This window comes from Daejeonella rubra (assembly GCF_900103545.1).
In the GTDB taxonomy this organism is placed as follows: Bacteria; Bacteroidota; Bacteroidia; order Sphingobacteriales; family Sphingobacteriaceae; genus Daejeonella; species Daejeonella rubra.
The window spans coordinates 42549-67046 of record NZ_FNHH01000018.1 but is presented as its reverse complement, the minus strand read 5'-3'; the positions used below and the strand labels follow the sequence as shown (position 1 = coordinate 67046).

General features: G+C 38.3%; 19 protein-coding genes. 6 read left to right on the top strand and 13 right to left on the bottom strand.

Translation table 11 applies throughout. The features are described from left to right. Positions 1-16: 16 nt before the first annotated feature. The 4 genes from BLR27_RS12610 to BLR27_RS12595 all read right to left on the bottom strand — a co-directional run bounded on the left by BLR27_RS12610 (position 17) and on the right by BLR27_RS12595 (position 6219). Positions 17-1195, bottom strand: coding sequence for an AGE family epimerase/isomerase (locus tag BLR27_RS12610; RefSeq protein ID WP_090705399.1), 1179 nt, complete (start codon positions 1193-1195; stop codon positions 17-19). Positions 1196-1340: 145 nt separating this feature from the next. After that, positions 1341-2606 (bottom strand): NRAMP family divalent metal transporter, encoded by a 1266-nt coding sequence (locus BLR27_RS12605; RefSeq protein WP_090705397.1) that lies wholly within the window; start codon positions 2604-2606, stop codon positions 1341-1343. Positions 2607-2726: 120 nt separating this feature from the next. Beyond that, the gene (locus BLR27_RS12600) at positions 2727-4682 is read right to left on the bottom strand and encodes a ligand-binding sensor domain-containing protein (protein ID WP_143007747.1); all 1956 of its coding nucleotides are present in this window, start codon (positions 4680-4682) and stop codon (positions 2727-2729) included. Between the two features lie 28 nt (positions 4683-4710). Further along, the gene (locus tag BLR27_RS12595; RefSeq protein WP_090705393.1) at positions 4711-6219 is read right to left on the bottom strand and encodes a PQQ-dependent sugar dehydrogenase; all 1509 of its coding nucleotides are present in this window, start codon (positions 6217-6219) and stop codon (positions 4711-4713) included. A gap of 247 nt (positions 6220-6466) precedes the next feature. Here BLR27_RS12595 and BLR27_RS18540 point away from each other — a divergent pair, with 247 nt between their 5' ends. The 5 genes from BLR27_RS18540 to BLR27_RS12575 all read left to right on the top strand — a co-directional run bounded on the left by BLR27_RS18540 (position 6467) and on the right by BLR27_RS12575 (position 12565). Next, positions 6467-6625, top strand: coding sequence for a hypothetical protein (locus tag BLR27_RS18540; protein WP_176767697.1), 159 nt, complete (start codon positions 6467-6469; stop codon positions 6623-6625). Between the two features lie 131 nt (positions 6626-6756). After that, positions 6757-8388: a DUF1800 domain-containing protein gene (locus BLR27_RS12590; protein WP_090705391.1), complete on the top strand. Its 1632-nt coding sequence runs from the start codon at positions 6757-6759 to the stop codon at positions 8386-8388. Further along, a complete protein-coding gene (locus BLR27_RS12585; RefSeq protein WP_090705390.1) occupies positions 8385-9977 on the top strand; it encodes a DUF1501 domain-containing protein in 1593 nt (530 codons plus the stop codon). Before BLR27_RS12590 ends, BLR27_RS12585 begins: the two co-directional genes overlap by 4 nt. A gap of 121 nt (positions 9978-10098) precedes the next feature. Continuing rightward, the gene (locus tag BLR27_RS12580) at positions 10099-11409 is read left to right on the top strand and encodes a YaiO family outer membrane beta-barrel protein (RefSeq protein WP_090705388.1); all 1311 of its coding nucleotides are present in this window, start codon (positions 10099-10101) and stop codon (positions 11407-11409) included. A gap of 1 nt (position 11410) precedes the next feature. Continuing rightward, positions 11411-12565, top strand: coding sequence for a hypothetical protein (locus tag BLR27_RS12575; protein ID WP_090705386.1), 1155 nt, complete (start codon positions 11411-11413; stop codon positions 12563-12565). Between the two features lies 1 nt (position 12566). On the opposite strand, the gene BLR27_RS12570 is transcribed toward BLR27_RS12575, so the two are convergent. Genes BLR27_RS12570 through BLR27_RS12555 form a run of 4 tightly spaced genes read right to left on the bottom strand, consistent with a single transcriptional unit; the run spans position 12567 to position 17566 of the window. After that, entirely contained in the window at positions 12567-14615 is a 2049-nt protein-coding gene (locus BLR27_RS12570; RefSeq protein ID WP_090705384.1) for an LTA synthase family protein, read from the bottom strand. Position 14616: 1 nt separating this feature from the next. Continuing rightward, on the bottom strand, positions 14617-16047 hold the full coding sequence (locus BLR27_RS12565) for a glycosyltransferase family 2 protein (protein ID WP_090705382.1): 1431 nt from the start codon (positions 16045-16047) through the stop codon (positions 14617-14619). Beyond that, entirely contained in the window at positions 16044-17180 is a 1137-nt protein-coding gene (locus tag BLR27_RS12560) for a HEAT repeat domain-containing protein (protein WP_090705381.1), read from the bottom strand. Before BLR27_RS12560 ends, BLR27_RS12565 begins: the two co-directional genes overlap by 4 nt. A gap of 14 nt (positions 17181-17194) precedes the next feature. Next, on the bottom strand, positions 17195-17566 hold the full coding sequence (locus BLR27_RS12555) for a response regulator transcription factor (RefSeq protein ID WP_090705379.1): 372 nt from the start codon (positions 17564-17566) through the stop codon (positions 17195-17197). A gap of 172 nt (positions 17567-17738) precedes the next feature. Between BLR27_RS12555 and BLR27_RS12550 the strand changes: the two genes are divergently transcribed. Further along, positions 17739-18875, top strand: a complete 1137-nt coding sequence (locus BLR27_RS12550; RefSeq protein ID WP_090705377.1) for a GAF domain-containing sensor histidine kinase — start codon at positions 17739-17741, stop codon at positions 18873-18875. Between the two features lie 4 nt (positions 18876-18879). On the opposite strand, the gene BLR27_RS12545 is transcribed toward BLR27_RS12550, so the two are convergent. From BLR27_RS12545 to BLR27_RS12525, 5 genes are all read right to left on the bottom strand, one after another. Further along, positions 18880-21063, bottom strand: a complete 2184-nt coding sequence (locus tag BLR27_RS12545; protein ID WP_176767696.1) for a DUF4838 domain-containing protein — start codon at positions 21061-21063, stop codon at positions 18880-18882. Positions 21064-21204: 141 nt separating this feature from the next. Then, complete coding sequence (locus BLR27_RS12540) at positions 21205-21879, bottom strand: MarR family winged helix-turn-helix transcriptional regulator (protein WP_090705373.1); 675 nt, start codon at positions 21877-21879, stop codon at positions 21205-21207. 19 nt (positions 21880-21898) lie between these two features. Continuing rightward, positions 21899-23143, bottom strand: coding sequence for an NAD(P)/FAD-dependent oxidoreductase (locus BLR27_RS12535; protein WP_176767695.1), 1245 nt, complete (start codon positions 23141-23143; stop codon positions 21899-21901). Positions 23144-23172: 29 nt separating this feature from the next. After that, a complete protein-coding gene (locus BLR27_RS12530) occupies positions 23173-23784 on the bottom strand; it encodes a flavin reductase family protein (protein WP_090705369.1) in 612 nt (203 codons plus the stop codon). Positions 23785-23786: 2 nt separating this feature from the next. Next, entirely contained in the window at positions 23787-24497 is a 711-nt protein-coding gene (locus BLR27_RS12525; protein ID WP_245704507.1) for an SDR family NAD(P)-dependent oxidoreductase, read from the bottom strand. Position 24498: the final 1 nt, after the last annotated feature.

Below are 24498 nucleotides of genomic sequence, written 5' to 3'. Positions count from 1 at the left end.
AACTAATTGCTAAAAACTATTTTGAGTATTTTGCTTCTATTTTTTCTAAGGTTTTCCAGCACTGATACAGTCCTCTTGGAACATGAAAACAACCCTTCCATTTACCGCCCTTTAATGGAAGTAATACTTCTCCCCTTCGGTTCAGATAACCATACCATTCGCCCTTTTCAGCATCCGGAAAGTGGGCCCATGTATATTTATGAACCTTTTCAAACCAATCCCAGCATCGCTGATCACCGGTATGGTGAAATCCTTTCAACAAGCTGATCAAAGTTTCGATATGCACCCACCATAATTTCTGATCCCATTCCAATTGCTGAGGAGGATGCCCTTTCACGTCCATGAAGTATAAAATCCCTTCAAATTCCTTGTCCCAGCCATATTCCAGAATATTGATGGTAATATCTACTGCCTTTTTAATTAGAGCCTGATCATTTCTGCGCTCGGCAATATCCATTATGAACCACATAGATTCCAGTCCGTGTCCGGGATTGACCAACCTGCCTTCAAAGGAATCAGAAAATGAACCATCTGGCTTTACATTCTCCAGGATAATGCCCAGGTCTTCCTGATAAAAGATATCCATAACTGAATGAATGCCATCATTTATTGTTTTTTCTATCAAGTCCCGATCCAGAAGATGCTCCAGTTCAAGAACCAGGTTACAAAGGATCATTGGTAATGAAAAACCCTGCAGCGGACGGGTATCCGGATAGGCTTTATTATATTTTCCTTTCGGATCATCCTTCTTGCGAAGGATATTATTGAATGTATCAATTGCAAGCTTTGCATATTCTTCTGTTCCAGTAGCTTTGTAGAGCTGAGCAAAGGCCATTGCTGCAAAGCAATCTGAAAATATATTATATGGCTGAATAAGCGGCTGACCTTCGCGGGTGAGTGAAAAATAGAAATTACCTTCACTGTCTTTCCCATGCTTCTTCATGAATTCGGCACCCTGAATTGCAAAATCAAGCCACTCCTTCTTCTGCTCCACCTGATTGTATAACATACTAAAGCACCATACCTGCCTGAACTGCAACCAGGCGAACTTATCGGTATCAAACACATTTCCTCCACGGTCAAGACAGGTAAAAAACCCACCATATTCCTTGTCTCCTGAATTCTTTAACCAAAATGGAATAACATCTTTCAGAAGATTATCCTGATATTTTTCTGCGTATTGTCTGTAATTCATGGGTTTATTGTTAGGATCATTGCAATCCTGTATTAGGTTTGTATTCTTCCTCTAATTAATAGAAAATTAACAAGAAAAGCCAATTGTTTTAGTTTAATCAAAGAATCACCTGTTGCATACCTGAAGAAGCATAAATAAACACCTGTCAATCGAAGATCTGCAAATAGATCAGGATCAATGCAGCGATACTCATTAAGATCAGAGCTGTAAAGCCCAGGATATTAGAACGTTTACTATTTGTAAAATCTCCCATAACATCCTTATTATTAGCTATATGAAGAATAATTGCAATAAGAACAGGTGCGGTTAATCCATATAAAATAGCAGACCAAAGCAGGGCTTTTATTGGAGAAATTCCGATAATATTCATCAATAATCCGAGAATAAGGGAAATTGCAGCCACCATATAAAATGCTTTAGCCTGATGAAATTTCTTATCCAATCCCCTTTGCCATCCAAAGGTCTCTGTAATTATATAAGAAAGAGAACCACATAGTACCGGGATAGCTAATAATCCGGTTCCAATTACCCCAAGTGCAAAAAGTAAATAAGCGGCATCGCCTGCTAAAGGCCTCAAGGCCAATGCTGCCTGCTCAACGGTATCTATGTTATGAATTCCGCTATTAAATAACACAGTTCCGGATGTTAGGATAACAAAGAACATGACAATATTAGAAAACAACATTCCGAAATCAACATCCTGCTTTAGGTCGCCTAATATTTTCTTGTCAATGATAATTTTTTTCCTCTTATGAGTACTGTCCTCTGCCACCATTGTTGCCTGCCAGAAAAAAAGATAGGGAGAAATGGTTGTTCCAAGGATCCCAACTAATATGCTGATGTATTTTTTATCAAAAGTAATTTCGGGAATCAATGCACCTTTAAGAACAGCAATCCAATCCTGTTTATATAAAAAAGGAACGATCAAATAAACCAGAAGAACAATGCAAAGATATTTAAGTGTAGAGGCAAACTTTCGATAGGGCAGATAAATAATAAGGACAAGAAGCAGAACTGTAAAACCAATGCTAAAGAATCCTGCATGGATGGCCGGAAACAACAGGTTACCTACAGCTCCCATACCAGCAATATTAGCTCCAATATTCATTACAATGGCAGGAAAACTAAACAAGACCATCAGATAAAGAACTGGCTTTGAGTAATGGTCCTTTAGTGTGCCTGTTAGCCCTTTTGAAGTTACTAAACCGATTCTTGCACACATTTCCTGAATTGCAGCCATCAGGGGAAAAGTGATCAGGGCTGTCCAAAGTGTTGAAAGTCCGTACTGAGCACCAGCTTGCGAGTAAGTTGCAATTCCTGATGGATCATCGTCACTGGCACCTGTTATCAGGCCAGGTCCCAGTTTTTTCCAAAAAAAACGAAGCCTATTGAATATTTTCTTCTTGCGCATCAAAAATTTGCTTTCAATAATGTTCAATATAAGGAACCCAAATACTGATTAAATATAATCCAACAATAAACTATTTCTCATCAATAAAAAATGATATCCATCAGAACAGGAATATATTTCTCATTTAAAAGAAGGGTCATACTGCCATAATTCCGCAGATCGATGAAAATAAAGCCTGCCCTGATCATCCATTGCCAGCAGGCTGGCAGGTTTAACAAGAACTTCCACATTCATTGTTTTCGGATCAATTTTGAAAAGCTGACTTCCACCAGTTCCGTAAATCATTCCGGAAGGATGAGCAAGCAGGAAAGCATCGCGCCAAACATGACTGGTCAATGGTGGAGTAGGATAAATTACCTTTTCATTGATCACCTTTTTAGTTTTTGGATCGAACACAAAGAGTGTACCTCCGGCCATACCCCAGATGTTCCCATCCGGACCATGAATTAAAGTTGTAATGGCATTCGCACCCTGAACAGGTATGATCTCATCTACTTTGACTCCCTTATTCACATCCCATGAAAAGAGTTTTGGAACTTTAGTCGAGGGCATTACACCCAAACCACCCGAAATACTGGTACCACCCCATACAAGTCCGTTGGCATAGGTAAGACTTACAATAGATTGATCAGCAACCACAAGCCCCAGGGATTTCAATTCAGATTTTGCAGGATCGTAACTAACCAGAGCACCACCAAGTTTACCATATTCAGGAACCATCCCAAAGAACACTTTTCCACTTTGCTTTTCACTTAAAACAGCAAATGGACGACTCTGATCAGGTATTTGTCCAAGAAATTTGGGATTACCCTTTTTCACATCCCAATCCTTTTCCGTATTATATTCATACATATGTCCCTTTGGATAGATCCCAAAATAGATGAACTTATCTTTTACTGTCATCCCTTCTGTCTGGTGCAAGCCGGGATAAGAAGTATGCTGTTTTGTTTCAGGATCATAGGCTGCATGGCCGCCAGCTAAATAGCCCCCTGACCAGATCCTGCCATCCGGTCCTTTCATGATACTTTGTAAAGCGATAGGCTGGCCTGGGATATTCAGCTTTGTACCTTTCATTACTCCGGTTTCCATATTCCTCACCAGAAGCATGGCATCTGTATTTAATATTAAAACCTTTTTTTCCTTGTACAGGATTGCATTTGCAGAACCTGCATGTTCTTCAAGCTTAAGCGGTGCCTGCTGGCGATTGGAAAGATCACGGCTATAGAGGCCAGATTTAAGGGTGTAATAAATACGATTGTTCTGATCGGCCTGACTAACCGCCTTCATATCCATTTCATCTATCTGATACTCGAATTTCTCTGTCTGAAGGTTATAAACCAATGTAAAACTACCATTGGTTATCAGAGCAAGCATTCTATCCCCTCCAGGCTGACCTTTAATGATCTCCAGACTATAAACGAACTCTTTGTTTTTAAACTCCAGGGGTAAAATCGATCTTTTGGATCCATCCTGAGGGTTCAACTCGATCAGATCAGCATGAGATCCCACACCGGCATAGATTTTTCCGGTTTTTTCATAATATGCCAAACTCCTTACATAATTTTCGCCTTCCACCATTGGTCCCTTCCCCACATCAGAAAACCCATCATTTGCATGATACCGGAATACCCTGCATCCGGGATAGGTAGCTCCGAACATCTCTCCGTTCTTGCCTGCGGCAAGATTCCAAACTGTTGTTTGACCCGGTAAAACGACACCAAGATCTTCAACCTTTTCTGTTCCCGGCAAATGCCTGTATAAACGTCCTTTAGCACCGGGAACATATAGCCATCCATCAGTTGAAACTGCCATATCCCAGGCACCATCCGTTCCGGGAAGTTCCTGATCAAGGATCATTTTCTGTTCGTCTACCGTATATCCCAATAAATGGGCGGGGTTCCCCCTAACAACAGTATAAACCAGATCACGGCCTGATTTATCCTGAAGGAAAATACTTCCCTGAATAACCGAAGCCTTGATCTGAGGACCAAGGTTAGTTAATCGGCCTTGTAAATTTTGAGCCTGCAATGAGCAGGAAAAAAGAGTAAGAGTTAAAAAAAGACGAATTGATTTCAAAGGAAATTTATTTATAAAAAAACAATAATTATTTATTCAATGAAGATCTAACCTGTTTTACCAGTTCAGGCTTGATTGGAATAGCATGACTTGATCCCATGGAACGGATATAGGTTAAAATATCCAGTAAATCCTCATCTTTCATGAAGGCAAAAGAAGGCATTGCTGAATCGTATGTTACTCCATTAATAGTTGCAGGACCAGTGGAACCCATTAAGACCTTTTTGATCAGCTCTTTTGGATTAAGTACAACCGTTTGTGAATTCTGCAAAGATGGAAATGTACCCTTCACGCCTAATCCATTTTCCTTATGACATGAGGCGCAGTATTGCAGATACAAAGTTTCGGCTTTTGAACCTGCGGCCATGGAAGAAAGAGAATTCTGAGGATCAGATTTACTCAGATTAGAGATCTTAATTATTCTGTCATCCTCAGGCAGTGGAAAACCGGCAACCGGATTCCAGTCACGGTTACTTGTTGCCAGATAAATATCACCGGCAGGTGAAACACAAAGGTCTCTGATCCTACCAAACTTATTCTCGAAATAGATATCTTCAGCGAGTATTTTTTTACCTTCATTATCCAGCTTAAGTGCCCTTAAGCTCTTTCCTTTCAAGGATACCAGTAAGAGCGAATTCTTTAATCCGGAAATCTTATCTGAAGAATAATAATCAAGACCTGCAGGACCAATAGTTGGAGTCCAGGCTTTTAATGGATCAACAGTACTATTCAAGCCTTTGAATGAAGTTTCAGCAACACTTTCGGCAAAACCCTGAACTGTGGGCCACCCATAATTTCTGCTTTTATTGATCAGGTTAACTTCATCATCATTCGTGTCTCCATGCTCTGAAGTATAGAGTTGTCCGCTATTTGAGAAAACCATACCCTGAATATTACGGAAGCCCCAAGCCCAAACCGGATTCCCTTTCATCGGGTTATCGGCAGGAACTGATCCATCACTATTCATTCTTAAGATCTTTCCATTCGGTGTTTTTGGATCCTGAGAATCAACCATACTCATGGCATCGCCCGTAGCCCAATAAACAAGACCCTTATTCACAACGATTCTGGATCCGTTGTGGCCTAAAGCAGCAGGGATTTCCATCAATACCTTTGCATTCAAAAGTGTATCCTTCGCCCATGTATAACGTACCAGACGGGAATATTTTTTTTTATCTTTTTCTATTGTATAATCCAGAAAAACATAGGGATTTTTCTTCATGTCAGAATGCAGCGCCATACCAAGCAAACCTGTAGTTCGCAGCTGCCAAACATCATTTAACTTCAATAATATTTCCTTTTTCCCGGTGAGTGGGTCTATCCTACTGATCAGACCATGCTGTTCGGCAATCCATATCTTATTATCCGGACCCCAGGCAATTTCCCAGGGAACACTAAGATTTCTTGCAACAGTTTTCACTTCTGTGCTGACTTGTTTTATATCTTTTGGCTGATCCTTTATTTTGCTTTCAGGAAGTACAAAAAAGTATCCGAAAATGCCAATGGCCAGGACAAAATTGAGGAAGATATACTTCATAATTTATGATTTATTGGATATAAAGATTAAACGGCTAAGTAAGAAAAAAACTAATGAGATATAAAATTTAAAAATAAACATTTAGTGCTTTGAAAATTGCTGGGTCAGCATGAAAGATACCTGAATATTAAGAATTAATTAATTATCAATGAATTAATTAATAGCCTCTTCGAATCCAATAAAAAAAGGAGAATAAACCCTATCTTCATAAAGAAATTGAATTTAATAAAGTATTAATTCTAAACCTATGGAAATCAATTACTTCATCTTTGTACCAATCGTGTTAATTGCAATAATTTTGCTGCTCTTTGTTATTAAAAGAAACCAGAAGGACGAAAAGAAATTTGAAGAAGATATGAATAAGGATTCTGGTGATCCTGAAAGTCATCCTACCGACAAGATATAGGCGAAATTAAGGTTATAATTAAGTTTTTAACCCAGAAAATGTGTTTAAATAATTGTCTGCTGGATTCCTTATAAAGGAATAAATTTTAATTATTATTACCTCTGATTATCAACAAATCATTTCGGTCCTTGATGGATAGACGTAGTTTCATTACCGCAAAAACCAATACAAAAACTCCTGAATTTCGTACAAATGCAGGATTGTTTTCCTATTCCCCACCATTTGGTAATGCTGAAATCATTCATTTACTAAAACGGGTGCTTTTTGGTGTGAAGCAGGCAGACATCTCCAAAGTAAAAGGTAAAACTTTGGATGAGGTTCTGGATTTGCTTTTAATTGCCGATCCTGCTCCAGTTCCTCCGCTTAATAATTACAATGATGCGAATTATACTGACCCGAATGTTCCATTGGGCCAGACATGGGTGACAGCTCCAAATGATGGAAATGCTACTGGTCGCAGAATAACTTCTTTCAAATCATGGTGGACCGGACTGATGCTCAATCAAAATACCTCCATTCATGAAAAAATGGTTTTATTCTGGCATAATCATTTTGCCACTGAAACTGCCGATATCAATGACGCCCGATATGTATTCAAGCAGAATGCTCTTATAAGAAGTTTCGCACTTGGCAATTTCAAAGCTTTAGTTAAAGAAATAACTCTTGATCCGGGAATGCTGCGGTATCTGAACGGTTATCTGAACAATAAGACCTCACCTGACGAAAACTATGCAAGGGAACTGCAAGAATTATTCACATTGGGTAAAGGTCCGAAATCCAATTATACAGAAAGTGATGTAAAGCAGGCCGCCAGGGTATTAACAGGATATACGGTCAATGCAACAACGATCGCCTCTGCATTTGACCCTAATAAACATGACACCGGGAATAAACAGTTTTCCGCATTTTTTAATAACGCACTTATTACAGGAAAAACTGGCACAAGCGGCGCATCTGAGTTGGATGAACTGATCAATATGATCTTTCAGCAGCCTGAAACTGCGCTTTATATTTGTCGCAGATTATATCGTTTTTTCATTTATTATGAAATTGACGTAGCAACTGAGACGAATGTGATTGCCCCTCTTGCCACTATTTTCAGGAATAGCAATTATGAAATAAAGCCGGTACTAAAGGCACTCTTCAGCAGTGAACATTTCTTTGACCCGGTAAACCGTGCCTGTTTGATAAAGAGTCCGGTTGATTTTTGTGTGGGCTTATGCAGGGAGTTCAATATGGTTTTTCCGCTTTCAACAGATATAGTTAATCATTATTACATGCATGATTATATCCGTACACAGGCTTCAAATATGCAGCAAAACCTGGGAGATCCACCAAGCGTTGCCGGATGGGCTGCCTATTATCAGGAACCGCAGTTTCATGAGCTCTGGATCAATGCAGATACTTTACCCAGACGTAACCAGTTCAGCGATACAATGATTGGAAATGGTTATACCAGGAACGGGAAAAAGATAAATATTGACATACTTTCATTTGTTGACAGTTTACCCAATCCGGCTGACCCAAATATTCTGATCAGCGACAGTCTTTCAATAATATATTCAATCGATATCTCACAGGAAGTGAGAGATTTCCTGAAAAGCATACTTCTGTCCGGGCAGTCAACAGATTCATACTGGACCGGTGCCTGGGTAACCTATAAAGCGAATGTGAGCATTGCAGCTAACAGAACAATAGTTCTAACACGTTTGCAGGCCATGTTTAAATATCTTATGAACCTTCCTGAATATCAGCTATCATGAAAAGAAGGGATTTTATAAGAAGAACAGCGCCCGCAGGCATAGTATTTCCTGCGCTGATCAATGGATTTACATTTAAAGCCTTTGCTGAGTCTCCGCTGGTTTCTGCTCTCACTCAGGCTCCGACAGAAACAGATCATGTACTCGTTATCGTACAACTGAACGGAGGCAATGATGGCCTTAATATGGTTATCCCGTTTGACCAATACGATAATCTTAGCAATGCCCGTTCAAACATTATTATTCCCAGAAATAAGATCCTTAAACTAAACGGTACAAGTTTTACAGGTTTACATCCTTCAATGAAAGGATTGCAAACTATGTTTAATGATGAAAAACTTAAGATCATACAGTCGGTTGGATATCCACAACCCAATTTTTCACACTTCAGGGCAACTGATATCTGGCTTAGTGCTTCCGATTCAAATCAGACGGTCAATTCAGGATGGGCCGGACGCTATCTGAATGAAGAATACAGTAACTTCCCAACGGGCTATCCAAATAGTGTGATGCCTGATCCGCTGGCTATACAGATCGGATCATTTGTTTCACCTGCCATGCAGGGACCGGCAGTAAACATGGGAATGGCTATTTCAGACCCAGTTAATTTTTACAACCTGATCAATGGGATACAGGGTACAGCTCCCAATACCAGAGGAGGAAAGGAACTAACCTATATCCGCCAGATCGCTCAGCAAACCCAGCAATATGGCTCTGTGATCAAAGCAGCAGCAGCAAAGGTAACCAAGCAGTTTTCGGGTTATCCTACAGGAAACAGCCTGGCAGATCAGTTGAAAATAGTTGCCCGTTTAATTGCAGGAGGATTAAAAACAAGGATCTACATGGTAAGTCTGGGAGGATTTGATACACATGCCCAGCAGGTCAATGCAAATGCCACAGAAACAGGAACTCATGCAAACCTGATGCAAAAAGTTTCAGAAGGAATTAAAGCATTTATGGATGATCTGGAGTTCCTGAATTCAAGTAAAAGAGTGATTGGGATGACCTTCTCTGAATTTGGAAGGCGCATCAAGTCAAATGCAAGCGGAGGGACCGACCATGGTGCGGCAGCCCCTTTGTTTGTTTTTGGACACTATGCTCAGAACGATGTATCAGGTACCAGTCCGATCATTAATTTAAGTACGGGTACTGGAGATAATATACCCATGCAATATGACTTCCGATCGATCTATGCTTCTATTTTGCAGCAATGGTTCTGTGTTCCTGAAACAACTCTTGAAAATGTTATGCTCAGGAATTTTCAGAATATACCGGTAATTAAAAAGTCAGCGCCATGTATGTCAAGCAGTCCTGATATAATGATCGCCAATGCCGGAAAGAACATCATCAGTAATTATCCGAACCCTTTCCAGACATCTACCACGATCTCCTATGAAAGTTCAGGAGGACATACCCTTATACAAGTGTTTAACACAGAAGGAAGATTGATCAAAACGCTGGTAGATGCTGAAATAAGTGCAGGAAACCATAAAGTTACCTTTGAAAACGAAGGTTATTTACCGGGGGTTTATTATGCAAGGTTACAGAATAATACTATTCAGCAGATCAGAACAATGCTACTGGTCAATTAATAAATATCATTCATCATATTATCCTGCCAATTTCGAAAGCTTATAATGTGATATCTTATTTAATACATAAATTTACCTCAAACATATCTGTACCTTAATATTAAAATAGCTTTTTTAATATATGTCTAAATCATATACATCTGCCCTATTGAATTTGTTTACCAACCTGAGCAAGATACCGGGTTTATTATTGCTCACATTTTTTTTGTCAGTGGCTTTGATTTCAATCACAGGCCGTGTTTCTGCACAGGATAAACTCTCTCCGGATGAACTTTTCGTTAAGGCCAGAAAGCTTGCCTTTGATGATAAGAATTATGTTGAGGCAATTGCTCTTACAAAACAGGCATTGAAGCAAAGTCCCGATTATGCAGATATCCGGATCTTTTTGGGCAGACTCTACACCTGGACAGACAAAATAGACAGTGCCAGAGTTGAATTCAAACAGGTTTTAGAAAAAAACCAGGGTTATGAAGATGTTTATCTTGCATATGGATCATTGGAATACTGGAATAATGATTCTGAAAAGGCACTTTCAATTGTTTCTGAAGGAATAAAATATAATGAACGATCTGAAGATCTATTATTACTTAAGGCCAAAATTTTAAATAATCTGAGACGATATGAGGAGGCAAGTAAGACAGTCAATTTGCTGCTGAAATTAAATCCGGGTCTGACAGAAGCCCGTGCCCTTTCAAGCCAAACAGGAGAGTTTGTTTCAAAAAATAAAATCGGTGTTAGCTACGACTATCTATATTTTGATAAGCAGTTTGATGCTCCCTGGCATTTGGGGAGCATTGATTATACCCGGCAAACCGGAATTGGCTCCTTAACAGCAAGAGTAAATATTGCCAACAGGTTTAAAACGAATGGCACCCAATTTGAGCTGGATTTTTATCCACGGATCTCAGATGTATTTTACGCATATGTAAGCGCAGGATATTCTGGGGATGTGGGTGTATTTCCTGAGTACCGTACTGGATTTTCACTTTATGCAAACCTGCCTTCCGCCTTTGAGGCCGAGGCTGGCTTCAGGATGTTGAGTTTTGGTGAGAAAACCTGGATCTACACTGCCTCGGTTGGCAAATATTATAAAAGCTTCTGGTTTAATTTACGATCCTTTTTAACCCCATCTAACAGTTCTGTTTCACAGTCAGTAGCATTAAACGTACGCTATTATTTTGGCGGAGCTGATGATTATTTGAGCTTCGGTACCGGTACTGGTTTATCTCCGGATAACCCAAGAAACAACCTTCTTTACAATAATGGGAACGCCTACAAGTTAAAATCGAATAATATCTCAATTGGTTATAGAAAAACGATCAAAACATCCAATATTATATCCCTTAAGGCATCACTCGAAAATCAGGAGTACCTCAAAGACACAAAAGGGAACCAGCTGGAGTTAGGCATAGGATTTATGAAACGTTTTTAACATGATAAAGAAATTCCTTTACCTGATTACTTTTTTAGTGTTCCTGCCACTTATAATGTGGATTCTTTGGTTAGTAACTCCGAAAACAAAGCTGGTCGCAGCAATAGTGGATAAAACTGTTTTAACAGTGAAAGGACAGGAACATATTTCATTAACCTGGATACTAAATAACGAGCGATATACAAAGACAAGTAAAAAATTATATAATTTAAGTCGCGACTATTTTGGTTTTTTTCCTCTTGAAGATGAAAAATTCAAAATAAAAGGCCTGGAACGATTCTCATCAAAACAACTTCGGCAATTAAGTATTGATGCAGATCTGGTATATTTTACGGACACGTATGGGATCTATAATAATGAATGGTATCAGAAGAAAAACACCAATGAGCGATCCGGAATGCTCTATGGCGGATTAAGCTCAAAAGATGTTGAATTACTGGTGTTAATGAAAGAACAAAAAAAACTCATCATTGCAGAGTTTAACACCATAGGTTCACCTACTGATTCTGCTTCAAGGGCAGGTTTTGAAAAGGCATTTGCCGTCCATTGGACAGGCTGGACTGCCAGGCATTTTGAAAGTCTGGACACCCTGATAAATAAAGATATTCCGCAATGGCTGATCAATAATTACAAGAGATCTCACCAAAACAAATGGCCTTTTAAAAAATCAGGAATTGCATTTGTAAATATTGACGAAAGAATTGCCATCCTTGAAGACAGCACGCACCTGAAAGACCCTATGCCACATATTGTGAGCAATAATTTCGGACAGCAAAGTTTGGGATTACCTTCTGAAGTTAAATACCCTTTCTGGTTTGATATTATAAGTTATGATGCAAATATTAATAAGTCTGCCGCTGACTTTAAGATCAGTGCGAATGCTCAAGGTCTTGCCGAACTAAAAAAAGAGGGTATTCCCTTAATTTTTCCGGCAATCACGTACCATAAAGAGAAAGACTATAGCTTTTATTACTTTTCGGGCGACTTTTGTGATAACTTAATCTCTGTTAATTCCTCTTATTTCAAAGGTATCAGCAATTTTAAATGGGCATTTTATGATGAAAGTAATCCAATGGACAGGGCTAGTTTCTTCTGGAATTTTTACAGGCCATTGATGAGCAATATATTTGAAGATTATTCTAAAACATTAAAATAATTTATCTCTGTGGGGTATATTTTAAAAATATAGAATCAGGAATAATTTTCCCGCCATTGGCAATTATTGAATTTCGTTTTTTGAAAAGGCTGAATTCGTTGAGTATCTGATTCTTTTTAGCATCATCATTGACCTTTTCTTCATCAAGTCCGGGGTTAAGTTTAAACAATACATCCCCATTCAAATGGTGATCTCCAATAATAAAGTCGGTAATATCTGTTTTGCTTTGCATGAATGGCATGCTGTGAATATTCTGAAAGCTCCTGCTGGTATCAAGCCCCTGTCCTATCCAACTGCTAAGAGAGGGAACTTTGAGCTTATGAGAGTTCTTCAGATAAGCAATAATCGAAGGCGGAACATCATAATGGCTTGAAACGGAAGCAAAATTAGCTGTGCGTTTTAACAACGGAGAATAGATAATCATAGGAACATGATACCTGTCAATTTTTGTACTCATTGGTATTTCCGGCATCCTATGGTCACCGGTAATGAAGAATATAGTATTGGCAAAGTCAGCGCGTTTCTGATATTCATTTATAAACCCTCTGATTGCATCATCCATATACAGGATACTTGTGTATTGCGCCTTATATTTTCTATGATCTTTTTTCTCTGATTCATTCAGTTTCATAGTAGCTAAATGATTCTCAAACAAATTTGAATATTTCTCTGTTTCATTGATCAAAAAGGAATTGTGTGTAGAAACCGTTAGGATCACACTTAGAATGGGTTTACTTGCCTGTTTAACAGGACGAGTGTTCAGAAAGTACCTAAACAATTCCTTATCATTATAGCCCCATGTAAATCCATTGATCGGAGGCAATTTGACATATCCTTCGGGGAATGTTTTTTCATCTCTGATCTCATCCACCATATTGTATTTCAGAAAAGGTATCATTCGATCAAAATCCCCGTCTCCTCCATAATAAAAAGAGGTGTGATAGCCGTTGAATTTAAGCAGGTTGAGTAAAGAAAGATGTTTTGGGATCTTGTCAAGCTCCAGAAAGCCATTCTTTGCAAAAGGCAGTGATCCAAGTATCGAAGGAAGTACTGCAAAAGTACGTCCACCCTGACTTAGAAAATTATTCCAGTAAAGACTTTTTTCTGATAGCGAATCCAGAAAAGGGGTAAAACTACCTAAATAGGCATCTTCGTTTGAATAAGCCCTTCCTAAGCCTTCAACGAGCAAGATAACGATATTGGGTGCAGTATTTTTTTGCTCAAAGAAAGGTGAAAGAACATCTTCTGCTGCCTCCTGATGCAAAAAAGGATAATTGACTTCGTCAACATACTCAAATTCAATATTGTTAGTATTCCCATCTGCATAATCACCAATATAGCTATCTGCATAAATATCAATTTCCTGATCAGGAGGATAGAAATGATTGATTGAAGCTTCCAGGAAATAATCTGATTTATTAAGCACCAGGCTATTTTCGAAATCAGTACTAAGATTTGCCTCAGGAACCAGAACTGAGGAGCCTAAAAATGAAAACAATAGGGCAAAAGAAGGCAGGATCATTGCGAGATTCCGGTTAAATCTGATTCCTGGCAATAAAAAGCGCACAGCAGCAATAATCACAACAATCGTAAGAATGAAAACTGAAACAGATAAAAAGCTAACACTTCCGGAAGCACCAAGTGTTTGCTGTATATCTTTTAATGAATAACTATACAAATCTGCTCCAAGAAGCACCAGTGAGGTATTGAAGTAAAGTAATAGTCCGGCGTGGATAATAAAAAAAATAACTATCAAAGTTTGGAATATAACATTTGCGAGCCGGGTGGATAATAAAAAAACTACAGAATAGGCGAAAAACAAGTAAAAGAGCCACTTAATCCAAAAAAACAGATCCATTAACAAACTCCATAACATAATTTGAAAAAAGTTTGTTTGAAAACCATGAGTAATGCTGTTAAAGATGTTTTCAAAAAAGCTGAACAACAAAATAAGCATGAGCCAGACTATAGACAATCCTGAAAATGACTGGCATGCCGCAAGTATTTTGCTGGTAATGGAATGTTGAACCGGAGTTTTTATATCGCTCATCTTATTTACCTTTTTTAGCTGTTGAAAAACCTTCCCTCGTCATTTCTCCCCAGGAAGTTTTTTTCCTCATTAGATCGATATTTCCCTTAATTGCATGCCATACCCCAAAAGGATGCAGGATTATAGGTTCAATGAATGCTGTTAACAATAGACGGCTGATATCCTTGTGTTCCTTATACTGATTATAGGTTCTCACTTCCATGAGGATCCCAAATACAGAATACAACACTCCAAAGGTATAAACCATTATTAATAGCGAAAGGAAATATGAATAGTTTAACTGACCAAAGAAAACAAACAGATTAAAATAAATAAAACCTACAAATTCAACAATGGGTGCCAGAAATTCAAAGAAGAACCAATAGGGGTAGCTTAACATGCCCATTAAGCCATATTTGGGATTGAAAAACATGATCTTATGAAGCCTTAATGTTTCAATTGTACCACGTGTCCATCGATTTCTTTGTCGGCCTAAGATCTTAAATGTTGCAGGAGCTTCAGTCCAGCATAAAGGATCAGGAATAAAACAAACCCTGTAAGGAATTTTCATTTCCTCCATATAACGGCGCATTCTGACAACCAATTCCATATCCTCACCTACAGTTTTATGATTATAGCCACCACATTTGATCACTATCTCCTTATCAAATGCGCCAAATGCGCCAGAAATAAGCATTAAACCACCCATACGGCTCCATGCCATACGGCCAAGCAAAAAAGCACGGATGTATTCAAGAGTCTGCATTCTTGGCAGTAATTGACCGGGAAGATGAACCTTGACTAAACGGCCACCCTCTACCTCACAACCATTTGCAATTCTTACTACCCCACCAGCGGCAATTACTCTATGCTTTGAGTCTTCTAAAAAGGGTTTTATCAGTTTTAAAATAGCATCCTGCTCAAGAATACAATCTACATCGATACAAACGATATAATCATGCCCTGAAATATTTATACCAACATTAAGGGCATCTGCCTTTCCGCCATTTTCCTTATCAACGACAATTAGCTTACTGTAGATAGAATTACGACTCTTATATACTCCCCGAACTGTTTTTGCCGGTATCTTTTGATTAACGAAATATTCAGCCTTATAAAGTTCATATGCTTGAATCAATTTTTCAAGCGAATCATCCTTACTTCCATCATTTACAATGATCACTTCGAGATTACTGTAATAAATTGATAGTAGTGAACGAACATTCTCAATGATATTTGCCCCCTCATTATATGCCGGTGCAATAATACTTATCCTGGGAGCTTCTGAGGCATTAGCAAGAATTCGGTAATTAGTAAAACTGTTTTTACGGAGGTATTTTTTTAGTTCTCCAATTGAATAAAGTCCAATGAAAATATAACCACTCAAAAGAAATATAGAATAGAATAAAAACAAGGAAGAGATAAGGGTATTCAATAGATCCTGCCAGTTCATCTTAATTCCTCCTTTATCTGTGCTATTATTTGATTCAACGGAAATTTATCCGACATAGGATGCTGCATAACCACTTCCATACCTTCAGTTCCCAGAGATGCCAGGGTCCTGACAGTATTGAACTTAATTTCATCAGACTCATCATCAAGAAGTCCGGAAAGGAAAGGAATTTCAGAACCTGTACTTACAGATTCAAGCACATGGAGTATTGTGATCTGATTTCTGGTATTTTCAGCAGGATACACAGTAATAAGATCAGAGGCTGTCTCGTGATTGGGTAATTCTTTCAAAACCCAGATAGCCTGACGTCTTACCTCAGGGTTTGTATGTTTAAGGCATTCTTTAACCTGGTCATAAAGTTCAAAACGATGATAGGTCTTGACAAGTTTCAATGCAAAAAGGATCACTGTATCATTTGTCGAACTTAACCAGACATCGATACCTGTAAAGTGTTCATTAGGCAATTGAGATAATTCATCCAGCAACTTGATTTGCTGCCATTCTGTTATAGGGTAACTTGCGGTATCTAAGAAACGTAATCCTCCAAAACCCTGGAATTTAAGAATTGCATTCTGCGCTTCAACACGGATCAGGCCCCTCTTATGATTTACATATCCGAATATTTTTTCTTCGTATTCCTGCAATCCCATGATCCCTAATTGCTGTAAGGATAAAGCCTTAAGATACCAGGAGGAGCTATCGAGCATCTCGATAGCTCTTTTATCAAGATCCAGCTGTTTGTAGAGTTGAGACAAATTATCGGAGGCGCCACCGGTCATATTGCGTTTTGCTGCAACCAGCTTCCCCGACAGAAGTTTTCTGAAATGAGAGTTTTTTAGAAGTTTTTGCAAACGGTCAGGAACAGCGAACTTTTGAGTACTGATTATTTGCTCAAAAACTTTAGCCGGTTCTACTGGCTCATCTTCTTCAAAAAAAATTGCAGACCTGATCATATGGTCTGCAATAAAATCCCAACGACCTGTATTCGCTTCCCTATTCCTTAATTGACGCTGGTATATGATAATGAACAGGCATAATATAATGATCAGGCCAGCAAAAATGAAAGTGGCGAGATCAGGAAGGCTTAATCCTGAAACAAAACTGTTAAAACGGTCAAAAAGAATAGAGCCCAATTTATATTTTATAATTACCTGATCTTAGCAGCTCCGGAAAATCGGTTAACCCGAACCGATAATTCATTAGGACTAAAAGGCTTGGTTATATAATCATCTGCTCCAAGACGAAAGGCTTCGAGAATGACACTTTCCTGCCCCATTCCGGATAAAATAATCACTTTTATAGTGTCTTTATACTTTTGTTTTACTAAACCAACGATCTCCAGACCAGTTGAGTAGGGCATCATAATATCTGATATAACCATATCCGGCATCTGCTCCTCAATCAAATCTAAGGCAGCTTTTCCATCTCTGGCTAAAAGAATTTCATGCCCATCTCTTTTCAATCGAAATTCAAGGGTTTTTAGCATTAATTCGTCGTCTTCAGCAATCAATATTTTCATCGGTAGGATGTAGTGTTTTAAAAGATAATTTTAATTAAAGAACATATGCAAAAATATGTTTATTTGAATAAAATAGCCCTTTTTAATTGATGAAGAGTAATTTAGCTATTTTTACACATAAGTAGATATACTTATTGAAAAAAGTATATTTATCTTCGATAAAAAAATAATAATGACAATACCTTTGCCATTGAACGAGGTTGAAAGAATGCACAGCCTTTCCAATCTGGATATAGATTACAGTGAATTAGAAAACGAATTCAGCTGTATGTTAAAGATTGTTTCAAAGATCACTGATATGGACGTGATTCTTTTAAGCATGGTAGATTCCCATACGCAATGGACTATTGCTCAGCATGGTATTCAAATAACATCCTTACCCAGAGAAGAATGTATATGCCAGTATACTATTTCAGGAACTGAAGTTTTTGAAATTTCTAACCTATCTAAGGATAACCGTTTTAAGAACATTTCTTATGTTAAAAATGAGCCCTATTTAAATTACTATCTAGGAATTCCTTTAGAGATAAGTAAAGGGGTTAATATTGGAACCCTAAGTATAATGGACAGGCATGCTACAGAAATCAACCCGGAAAAGATTGAATTATTAAAATTAATTGGAGAAGAAATCGTCAACAAATTAAAAACTTTCAATGTAATCAACGGGCTTAAAACAAATCTATCGGATGCTATAAAAATGCAACGAAAAATAGCCCATGATATCCGAAATCCATTAGCCGGAATCATTGGAATTTCTGATTTGCTGATTGATGAAAATGAAGTTCATGAAAAAATAGAGGTAGTTGAATATGTCACTCTGATAAACAGCAGCAGCAAATCTATTTTAGAAATAACAGACAACATTGTTACCGAGCTTGGAGACAATGATTCGGAGCCTTATAGCTTTAATCTAAAGACCTTGAGTGACCGATTAAGTCAGCTTTTTATGCCACTGGCCAAAAATAAGGAAGTTACGCTTGATTTTTTTATCAACAGCAATAAGCAGCATATACCCTTTTCAAAAAGCAAGATCCTGCAGATTGCTGGAAGTCCGGTTTCAAGTGCCATTAAACTTAGTCGTGCTGGTGCAAAAATAAGTATAGATCTGGACCTTGGTATTCAATCGGATAGCAATATTCTAAATATTGTTGTTAAAAGTGACACTCCGATCAGCGTTGACGTAAACCCTGAAAGTGTTGTCCTGAATTTCACCAAGCAATTTGTTGAGAACATGAATGGCAAATTCGACTTTTCCTGCGATGAGCAAAATGGCCTTGCATATGTGATCAGCCTTCCACAAACTACCTGAGATATCAGTTAACTATAATTTCATCTGTTAGTAACCATGGCTTACGGTCAATTCTATTGCGCCATACAGGCAGCTCCGAGAGATTTATTGCTACTACCTTTACATAACGGGCTTCAATTTTGTCAAAATCAAGAACAAATTTTCTAATCGATTTAGGCAAAGCCTCCAGAGGACCCGGATTATTAAACCGTGCTACCTCCCTATATTTAATTCCATCATTTGAAACCTCAACCCGAATTACCGAAGGTAAAAACATGTAAAATCGATGGTTTTCAAGAAACGATATTTTTACCTGTTCCATTTTTGTTGGACTAAGCATATCGATCAGAACTTCCATATTTTCACCATACCATCCTACCCAGTTATAATTAAAATCCCTGGTTCCGGTATTTCCATCAACTAATGTTCTGGGGCCCTTGCTAATAAACTCCTCATTATTTGGAGTTAAAAATCTCAATGGCTTATTTAAAGCTTTATGAATTTCAGGCCCGGATTCAAAAACCGCTTCCCACTCTTCCATATATTGCTCAGGTGTTAAACCTTCCTCGTTCAGCTGTGAAATTCCATTATTACCGAGCATTTTAACTAAATCCTGCAGATTGGACTTCACATTATTTCGGACCGTCCATTTCTTATCTTCAAGAATAAATACACCATTCTGATCAATCCCATGAAACCTCGCTTGCTGCAGCATTGCAAAATTCAATGGCAGTTTTAAAAGTTGAATCCTTTTAAACATATCAACATCGTCTTTAACCAGCAGAGCTCCATTATCAAGAATACTTAGATATTCAGTCAGAAATTGATTACTGAGATAAGTTTGGAAAGGAATAATCGGGTTATCATAAATATCCATCCGCTTCCATGACTTCTCTGCATTTGAATGGATCTGATTTAAATATTCATTAACAGAAGCTCCTGCCTTTCCATAATAGGCATTTAAGAATTCTGTTTTCAATGCATCAACGTCTGTATCCTTATCCCACAGCAATTTTGCTAAAATATAAGTCCTCAATTCAGCCAGTTCACCAGGCACCTCAACGCTGCCCTGTATAAAAAAACCTTCAGGTTTATTCCCGGAAAAATAATTGAAGTTAGGTTTAAGAGTATTAAGATTAGGAAATGGACTGAAATAATTACTGAACTGAACCACATAATCCCAAATGATCATATTTGAGGTGAGCCCTTTCCATGCATCAAAATCATTCCTGAAAGCTTCAGATCTTGGATCAGTTACAACCGGTTTTGCCCGGTTAATATCAATGCTTGAGAATAGAATATTCACATTTCTCAATGGATACAATCCTTTAGGAGCTTTCCTTGAATAAGTATAAGCTAAGGTAGAAATAGTCTTATCCGGAAAAACTTCAGCCACTTTATTAACAAAAGTCAAAATGGATCCCTGCGGGCTCTCATATTTACTGTTTAAAAGAGAACAATTAGTGCATTCACAGGCCCCCAGGTCATCATTTTGGCTTACAGACCAATTGTCAAGCTGCGGAAACTCCTTCATTTTTTTACTCAAATTTTCGACAAGGATCCTAAATACATCCGGATTGGTCAGGCATAATTGCATTGCCTTACGTTGTCCGTTGACCAGACCAAAATATTCAGGATGTACCGTAAAATACTCCTGTGGTGATAGAAGTTTAAAAAAACTATGTCCCCATAAACCCCATCTATCATCAATACGATGAAGTTTATGCCAGTCGAGGTATTCCTGATCCGTTTCTGCATCATAATAATGAAGGGATCTGAATTTTATGTCAGGGATTTCCAAAACATTTATTTCGGTGATAGAAATCGATTCCTTTTTAGGGATGAACTTAACCTTTGATGAGTATTTCCGGCAATCTAAATAACGTTCAAGAAATGTATAAACTCCATATAAAGTGCCTTTTCCAATACCCATGATAACAAGTTTCCGGTCTTTTGTCTGTATGGAATAAGAATCTATGGATGTAAGTTCAACTATCAGTCCTGAACGGTTAGTATTTCCAACTAATATTTCGAAGTCTGATTCGGCATTACTATCATCGATTATTGGGATGAGTACACCAGATATCTGACGGAGATGATCCTGGAGTACAGATGAAGCATAGATTTCTATCTCAGAAGGATTCAATGGCCTTACAATCGAATACGCTGATGCACCTTTATGAACCAGAACAATGGAAAAAGACTGCATAGAGCAAAATAAGATTAATAAAAGCAGAGAGGTCGGCTTGAAAGGGGTACTGATAAAATGCTTAAAATTTCCATCCGAAATCATGATCGAAGCTAATGAAATATCATAAAAAGAATTCCCACAAAATACTAATGTTTCAGATCAAAGCATTTTTGCATGGAAGCGGATATCATCTTTCTCAAGAATTGCTTTATCTTCATGGAGCTTATAATGAAAGTTATCTAGTTTTTGCAATAGGTATTGCAGATTCAATTTTTCCGAAAAGCTAAGGTTACCAGCCACCATTTTACCGACATCATTCATATCATCAAATACCCGGTATAAAAGCTGCTTCCCCTGTTCCGTAATTGAGACCCTTTTGGATCTTTTATCATTTTCATCATCAAATTGGCTTACAAGGCCAGCCTGGAGCAAACGCCTGATCACCTCGGTACCTGAGGTTTTCTCCTGAATATTCCTGTTGATCAAATCACTTTTTGAAAGGCTATCATGAGTGAGCAGAATGGCCAGACAGGTAAAATCTTCAGGGCTTTGGAGTGCAGTTCCATCCAGTGTCTTTTTAATATAGGATTTTGCGTAGCGACTCATATAAATAAATAAGCGACCGATCGAGTTGTCAATCTGGAAAGCTAATTGCTGAGAATCATCTTCATTTTTACCAAAACGAACATCCGAAGCCGTTACAGAGTTAGATTGTGCCAGATGATTAATGAGAAAGCCCGAAAAATCAGTCAGACATAATTCTTTGCCATCATTTTCATCTTCAAATTCTTCGACAAGATTGAGGAGCTGATGTACCAGTTTGAAGCTTTTCATTTGAGTCTTAAATTCGATTTTAAAGAGATAATATAGACTCTGCAGCCAGCCTTCCGCTCTTCATGGCTGCATTTATGGAACCATTCAATAAATGATCTCCGCATATAAAGCAAGAACCATTTATTCGTAACGAAGAAGGAAGAATATCATTTATCACATGACTGTTATCCGGGAGTGCATATGGGATAGTATAGGTTTTTAAATGCACCCAGTTTACACATTCAGGGTACCAGAATTTTAACTCTTCCTTAACTTTCAGTTCAAGGTCTTCAGGTTTTATAAATTGTTCTTTACCAGTAATTGAAACTGAAACAAGTGATTTTCCCTCAGGAGCGTAATTAGCGGAAACATTACTCATTACGGCTATATTATTTACAAGTCTTTCCGGATTAGCATTCAATGCGATCAATGCTTTATGATATGGTGCTTTATCCGTAGAAAAATACATGCAGGTCACCGATTTTTTTTCGACATGACGACGTTGAAATGGTACCGGTATACAGTCGGCTGTTGTTGCAATCAGAATACTGTCCGCTTCATAAATCTTACCTGAAGCTGTTAAAACTTCCTTACCATCAATATTTAAAACACGTTCATTCAAGATCAGTTCTTCAGCTGAAAGACCGGAAGCAAGCTGACTGGATATCATACCCATTCCATTAGCTGGTATGGCTGTATCTGCTTCGCTGAACATTTTAAATACAAACTCAAACATTCTGGCAGAAGTATCCAATTTTTGTTCCAGGTAGATCCCCGACATGAAAGGAGCAAAAAAATCAGAAATGATCTTTTCACCGAAACCAGCATTCCTTAAATATTGCAATGTGGTAGTTTCCTGTTTTGAAAAGATCTCTTCAATACTGGTACTCGCCAGCTTTAATCGGAGAGAAAGAAGTCTGAATTTATCATTCAGGCTGCCCACAGGAGATCGCAATGTGCGTATCAGAGATGATGCTTCTCTCAAAGGATCGCCTATTTCATCTATTCCTGAATTATTAAGAATGATAGAACCCGGACTGAAAGAATGAAGATCAAGTGCTTTATAATCAAGAAAGCGCCTTGCTTCGGGATAAGCAGTCAAAAGTACCTGGAATCCTCTGTCAAGCAGAAATCCATTAACATTATCCGTCCTGACCCTTCCACCCGGGGCATCAGACGCTTCAAGTATTCTTACTTTACGACCAGCTGATCTCAATACACGCGCGGCAGTCAGACCTGCAAGCCCGGCTCCAATAATTAAGGTATCATTTTTAGATGTACTCAATTTTTTTTTGAATTCTAATGGAAAATGGATCAAGTAAACTTTGCATATGCTAATCTACCTAAATGTTCTGTTTTAAAATAACTATCGAGTCCTGCAACAGTAACTGTGCCGGCCTTAATATGATCTACATAACCGTCATTGCCAACAATTCCATCTCCCATCAAAACGTGAACTATTTCACCTATAAGCATCTTCGTGTTATTTATTGGAATGTCAATGATCTCCCTCATCTCCAAACCGATCATTATGCTTGATTGAGCAACAAATGGAGCCTTAAAATCATTGTAGTAAAATTCCTTAAATCCGCAAGGTTCAAATTCCGACTGTCCGGAAGGAAATCTGGCACTTGTTTGATGAGCCTGATCGAACCATTCAGGTAAAACATTATTTAATGTGTATTGTCCTGTTTGTTTTATATTTTCCAATGAATCATGCTCATCACCATCGGGCCTGAATATCATTCCAAGTAAAGGAGGGTTGGCACCCAGATGAAATACCGAGTTAAACAGACCCAGATTACTGATCCCTGAACGATTAACAGTTCCAAGCATATGAAGGCACTTATAACCTGGAAGACTATTGATAAAAGTAGTCCGGTAACGTTTCTCCATTGCTGAAATATGATCCTGACTAAAATTCATATTTATAGATTTTTTAAATTTCCCATTCCACCATCTACACCAATTACCTGACCACTGATCCAACTGCTCTCATCCGATAATAAAAATGAAATAGCTGATGCAATATCCTCTGGCTTTCCGATCCTGCCCAAAGGATGCCGCTTTGCAGAAGCTTCCCGTTTATCTGGTGTATTTAGAAGATTTGAAGCCAGAGGGGTATCTGTCAATGATGGAGCAACTACATTCACCCGTATATTTTGTGAGGCAAATTCTGCTGCCAGAGATAGTGCCAGACCTTCAACACCACTTTTTGCAGCAGCAATGCTGGCATGGTAACTCATTCCAGTGTGGGCGGCAACTGAGCTAAGAAGCACGATTGACGATGCCTTTGCATTTCTTAATGAACGATATGACTGCTGGATAGTTTTTGCAGCACCCACCACATTTAATCGGTATTCTGTTATAAAATCTTCCTCTGTCAGTCGGCTGAAAGGTTTTAAGGTAATGCTTCCTACTGCATAAACCAAACCATGTATTTGTTCAGGCAGATCTTCAATCAGAGACGCTCCTTCAGACAATACATCAAACGGAATATGGATCACTCCTTTCGGCCATTCTGCTGAACTGTTTCGGGAGGCATTATAAATCTGTGCTCCATTTGCTGCAAGTGACTTGACAAGTGCCAGACCAATTCCTGAGCTTCCACCCACAATTAGTATATTTTTACCTGTCATA

Bases quoted from the DNA above. Each gene is read 5' to 3' on its own strand.
- BLR27_RS12530 (WP_090705369.1), bottom strand. From the start codon at position 23,784: ATGAATTTTAGTCAGGATCATATTTCAGCAATGGAGAAACGTTACCGG.
- BLR27_RS18540 (WP_176767697.1), top strand. From the start codon at position 6,467: ATGGAAATCAATTACTTCATCTTTGTACCAATCGTGTTAATTGCAATA.
- BLR27_RS12595 (WP_090705393.1), bottom strand. From the start codon at position 6,219: ATGAAGTATATCTTCCTCAATTTTGTCCTGGCCATTGGCATTTTCGGA.
- BLR27_RS12565 (WP_090705382.1), bottom strand. From the start codon at position 16,047: ATGAACTGGCAGGATCTATTGAATACCCTTATCTCTTCCTTGTTTTTA.
- BLR27_RS12610 (WP_090705399.1), bottom strand. From the start codon at position 1,195: ATGAATTACAGACAATACGCAGAAAAATATCAGGATAATCTTCTGAAA.
- BLR27_RS12585 (WP_090705390.1), top strand. From the start codon at position 8,385: ATGAAAAGAAGGGATTTTATAAGAAGAACAGCGCCCGCAGGCATAGTA.
- BLR27_RS12555 (WP_090705379.1), bottom strand. From the start codon at position 17,566: ATGAAAATATTGATTGCTGAAGACGACGAATTAATGCTAAAAACCCTT.
- BLR27_RS12575 (WP_090705386.1), top strand. From the start codon at position 11,411: ATGATAAAGAAATTCCTTTACCTGATTACTTTTTTAGTGTTCCTGCCA.
- BLR27_RS12590 (WP_090705391.1), top strand. From the start codon at position 6,757: ATGGATAGACGTAGTTTCATTACCGCAAAAACCAATACAAAAACTCCT.
- BLR27_RS12540 (WP_090705373.1), bottom strand. From the start codon at position 21,879: ATGAAAAGCTTCAAACTGGTACATCAGCTCCTCAATCTTGTCGAAGAA.
- BLR27_RS12570 (WP_090705384.1), bottom strand. From the start codon at position 14,615: ATGAGCGATATAAAAACTCCGGTTCAACATTCCATTACCAGCAAAATA.
- BLR27_RS12545 (WP_176767696.1), bottom strand. From the start codon at position 21,063: ATGCAGTCTTTTTCCATTGTTCTGGTTCATAAAGGTGCATCAGCGTAT.
- BLR27_RS12605 (WP_090705397.1), bottom strand. From the start codon at position 2,606: ATGCGCAAGAAGAAAATATTCAATAGGCTTCGTTTTTTTTGGAAAAAA.
- BLR27_RS12580 (WP_090705388.1), top strand. From the start codon at position 10,099: ATGTCTAAATCATATACATCTGCCCTATTGAATTTGTTTACCAACCTG.
- BLR27_RS12525 (WP_245704507.1), bottom strand. From the start codon at position 24,497: ATGACAGGTAAAAATATACTAATTGTGGGTGGAAGCTCAGGAATTGGT.
- BLR27_RS12550 (WP_090705377.1), top strand. From the start codon at position 17,739: ATGACAATACCTTTGCCATTGAACGAGGTTGAAAGAATGCACAGCCTT.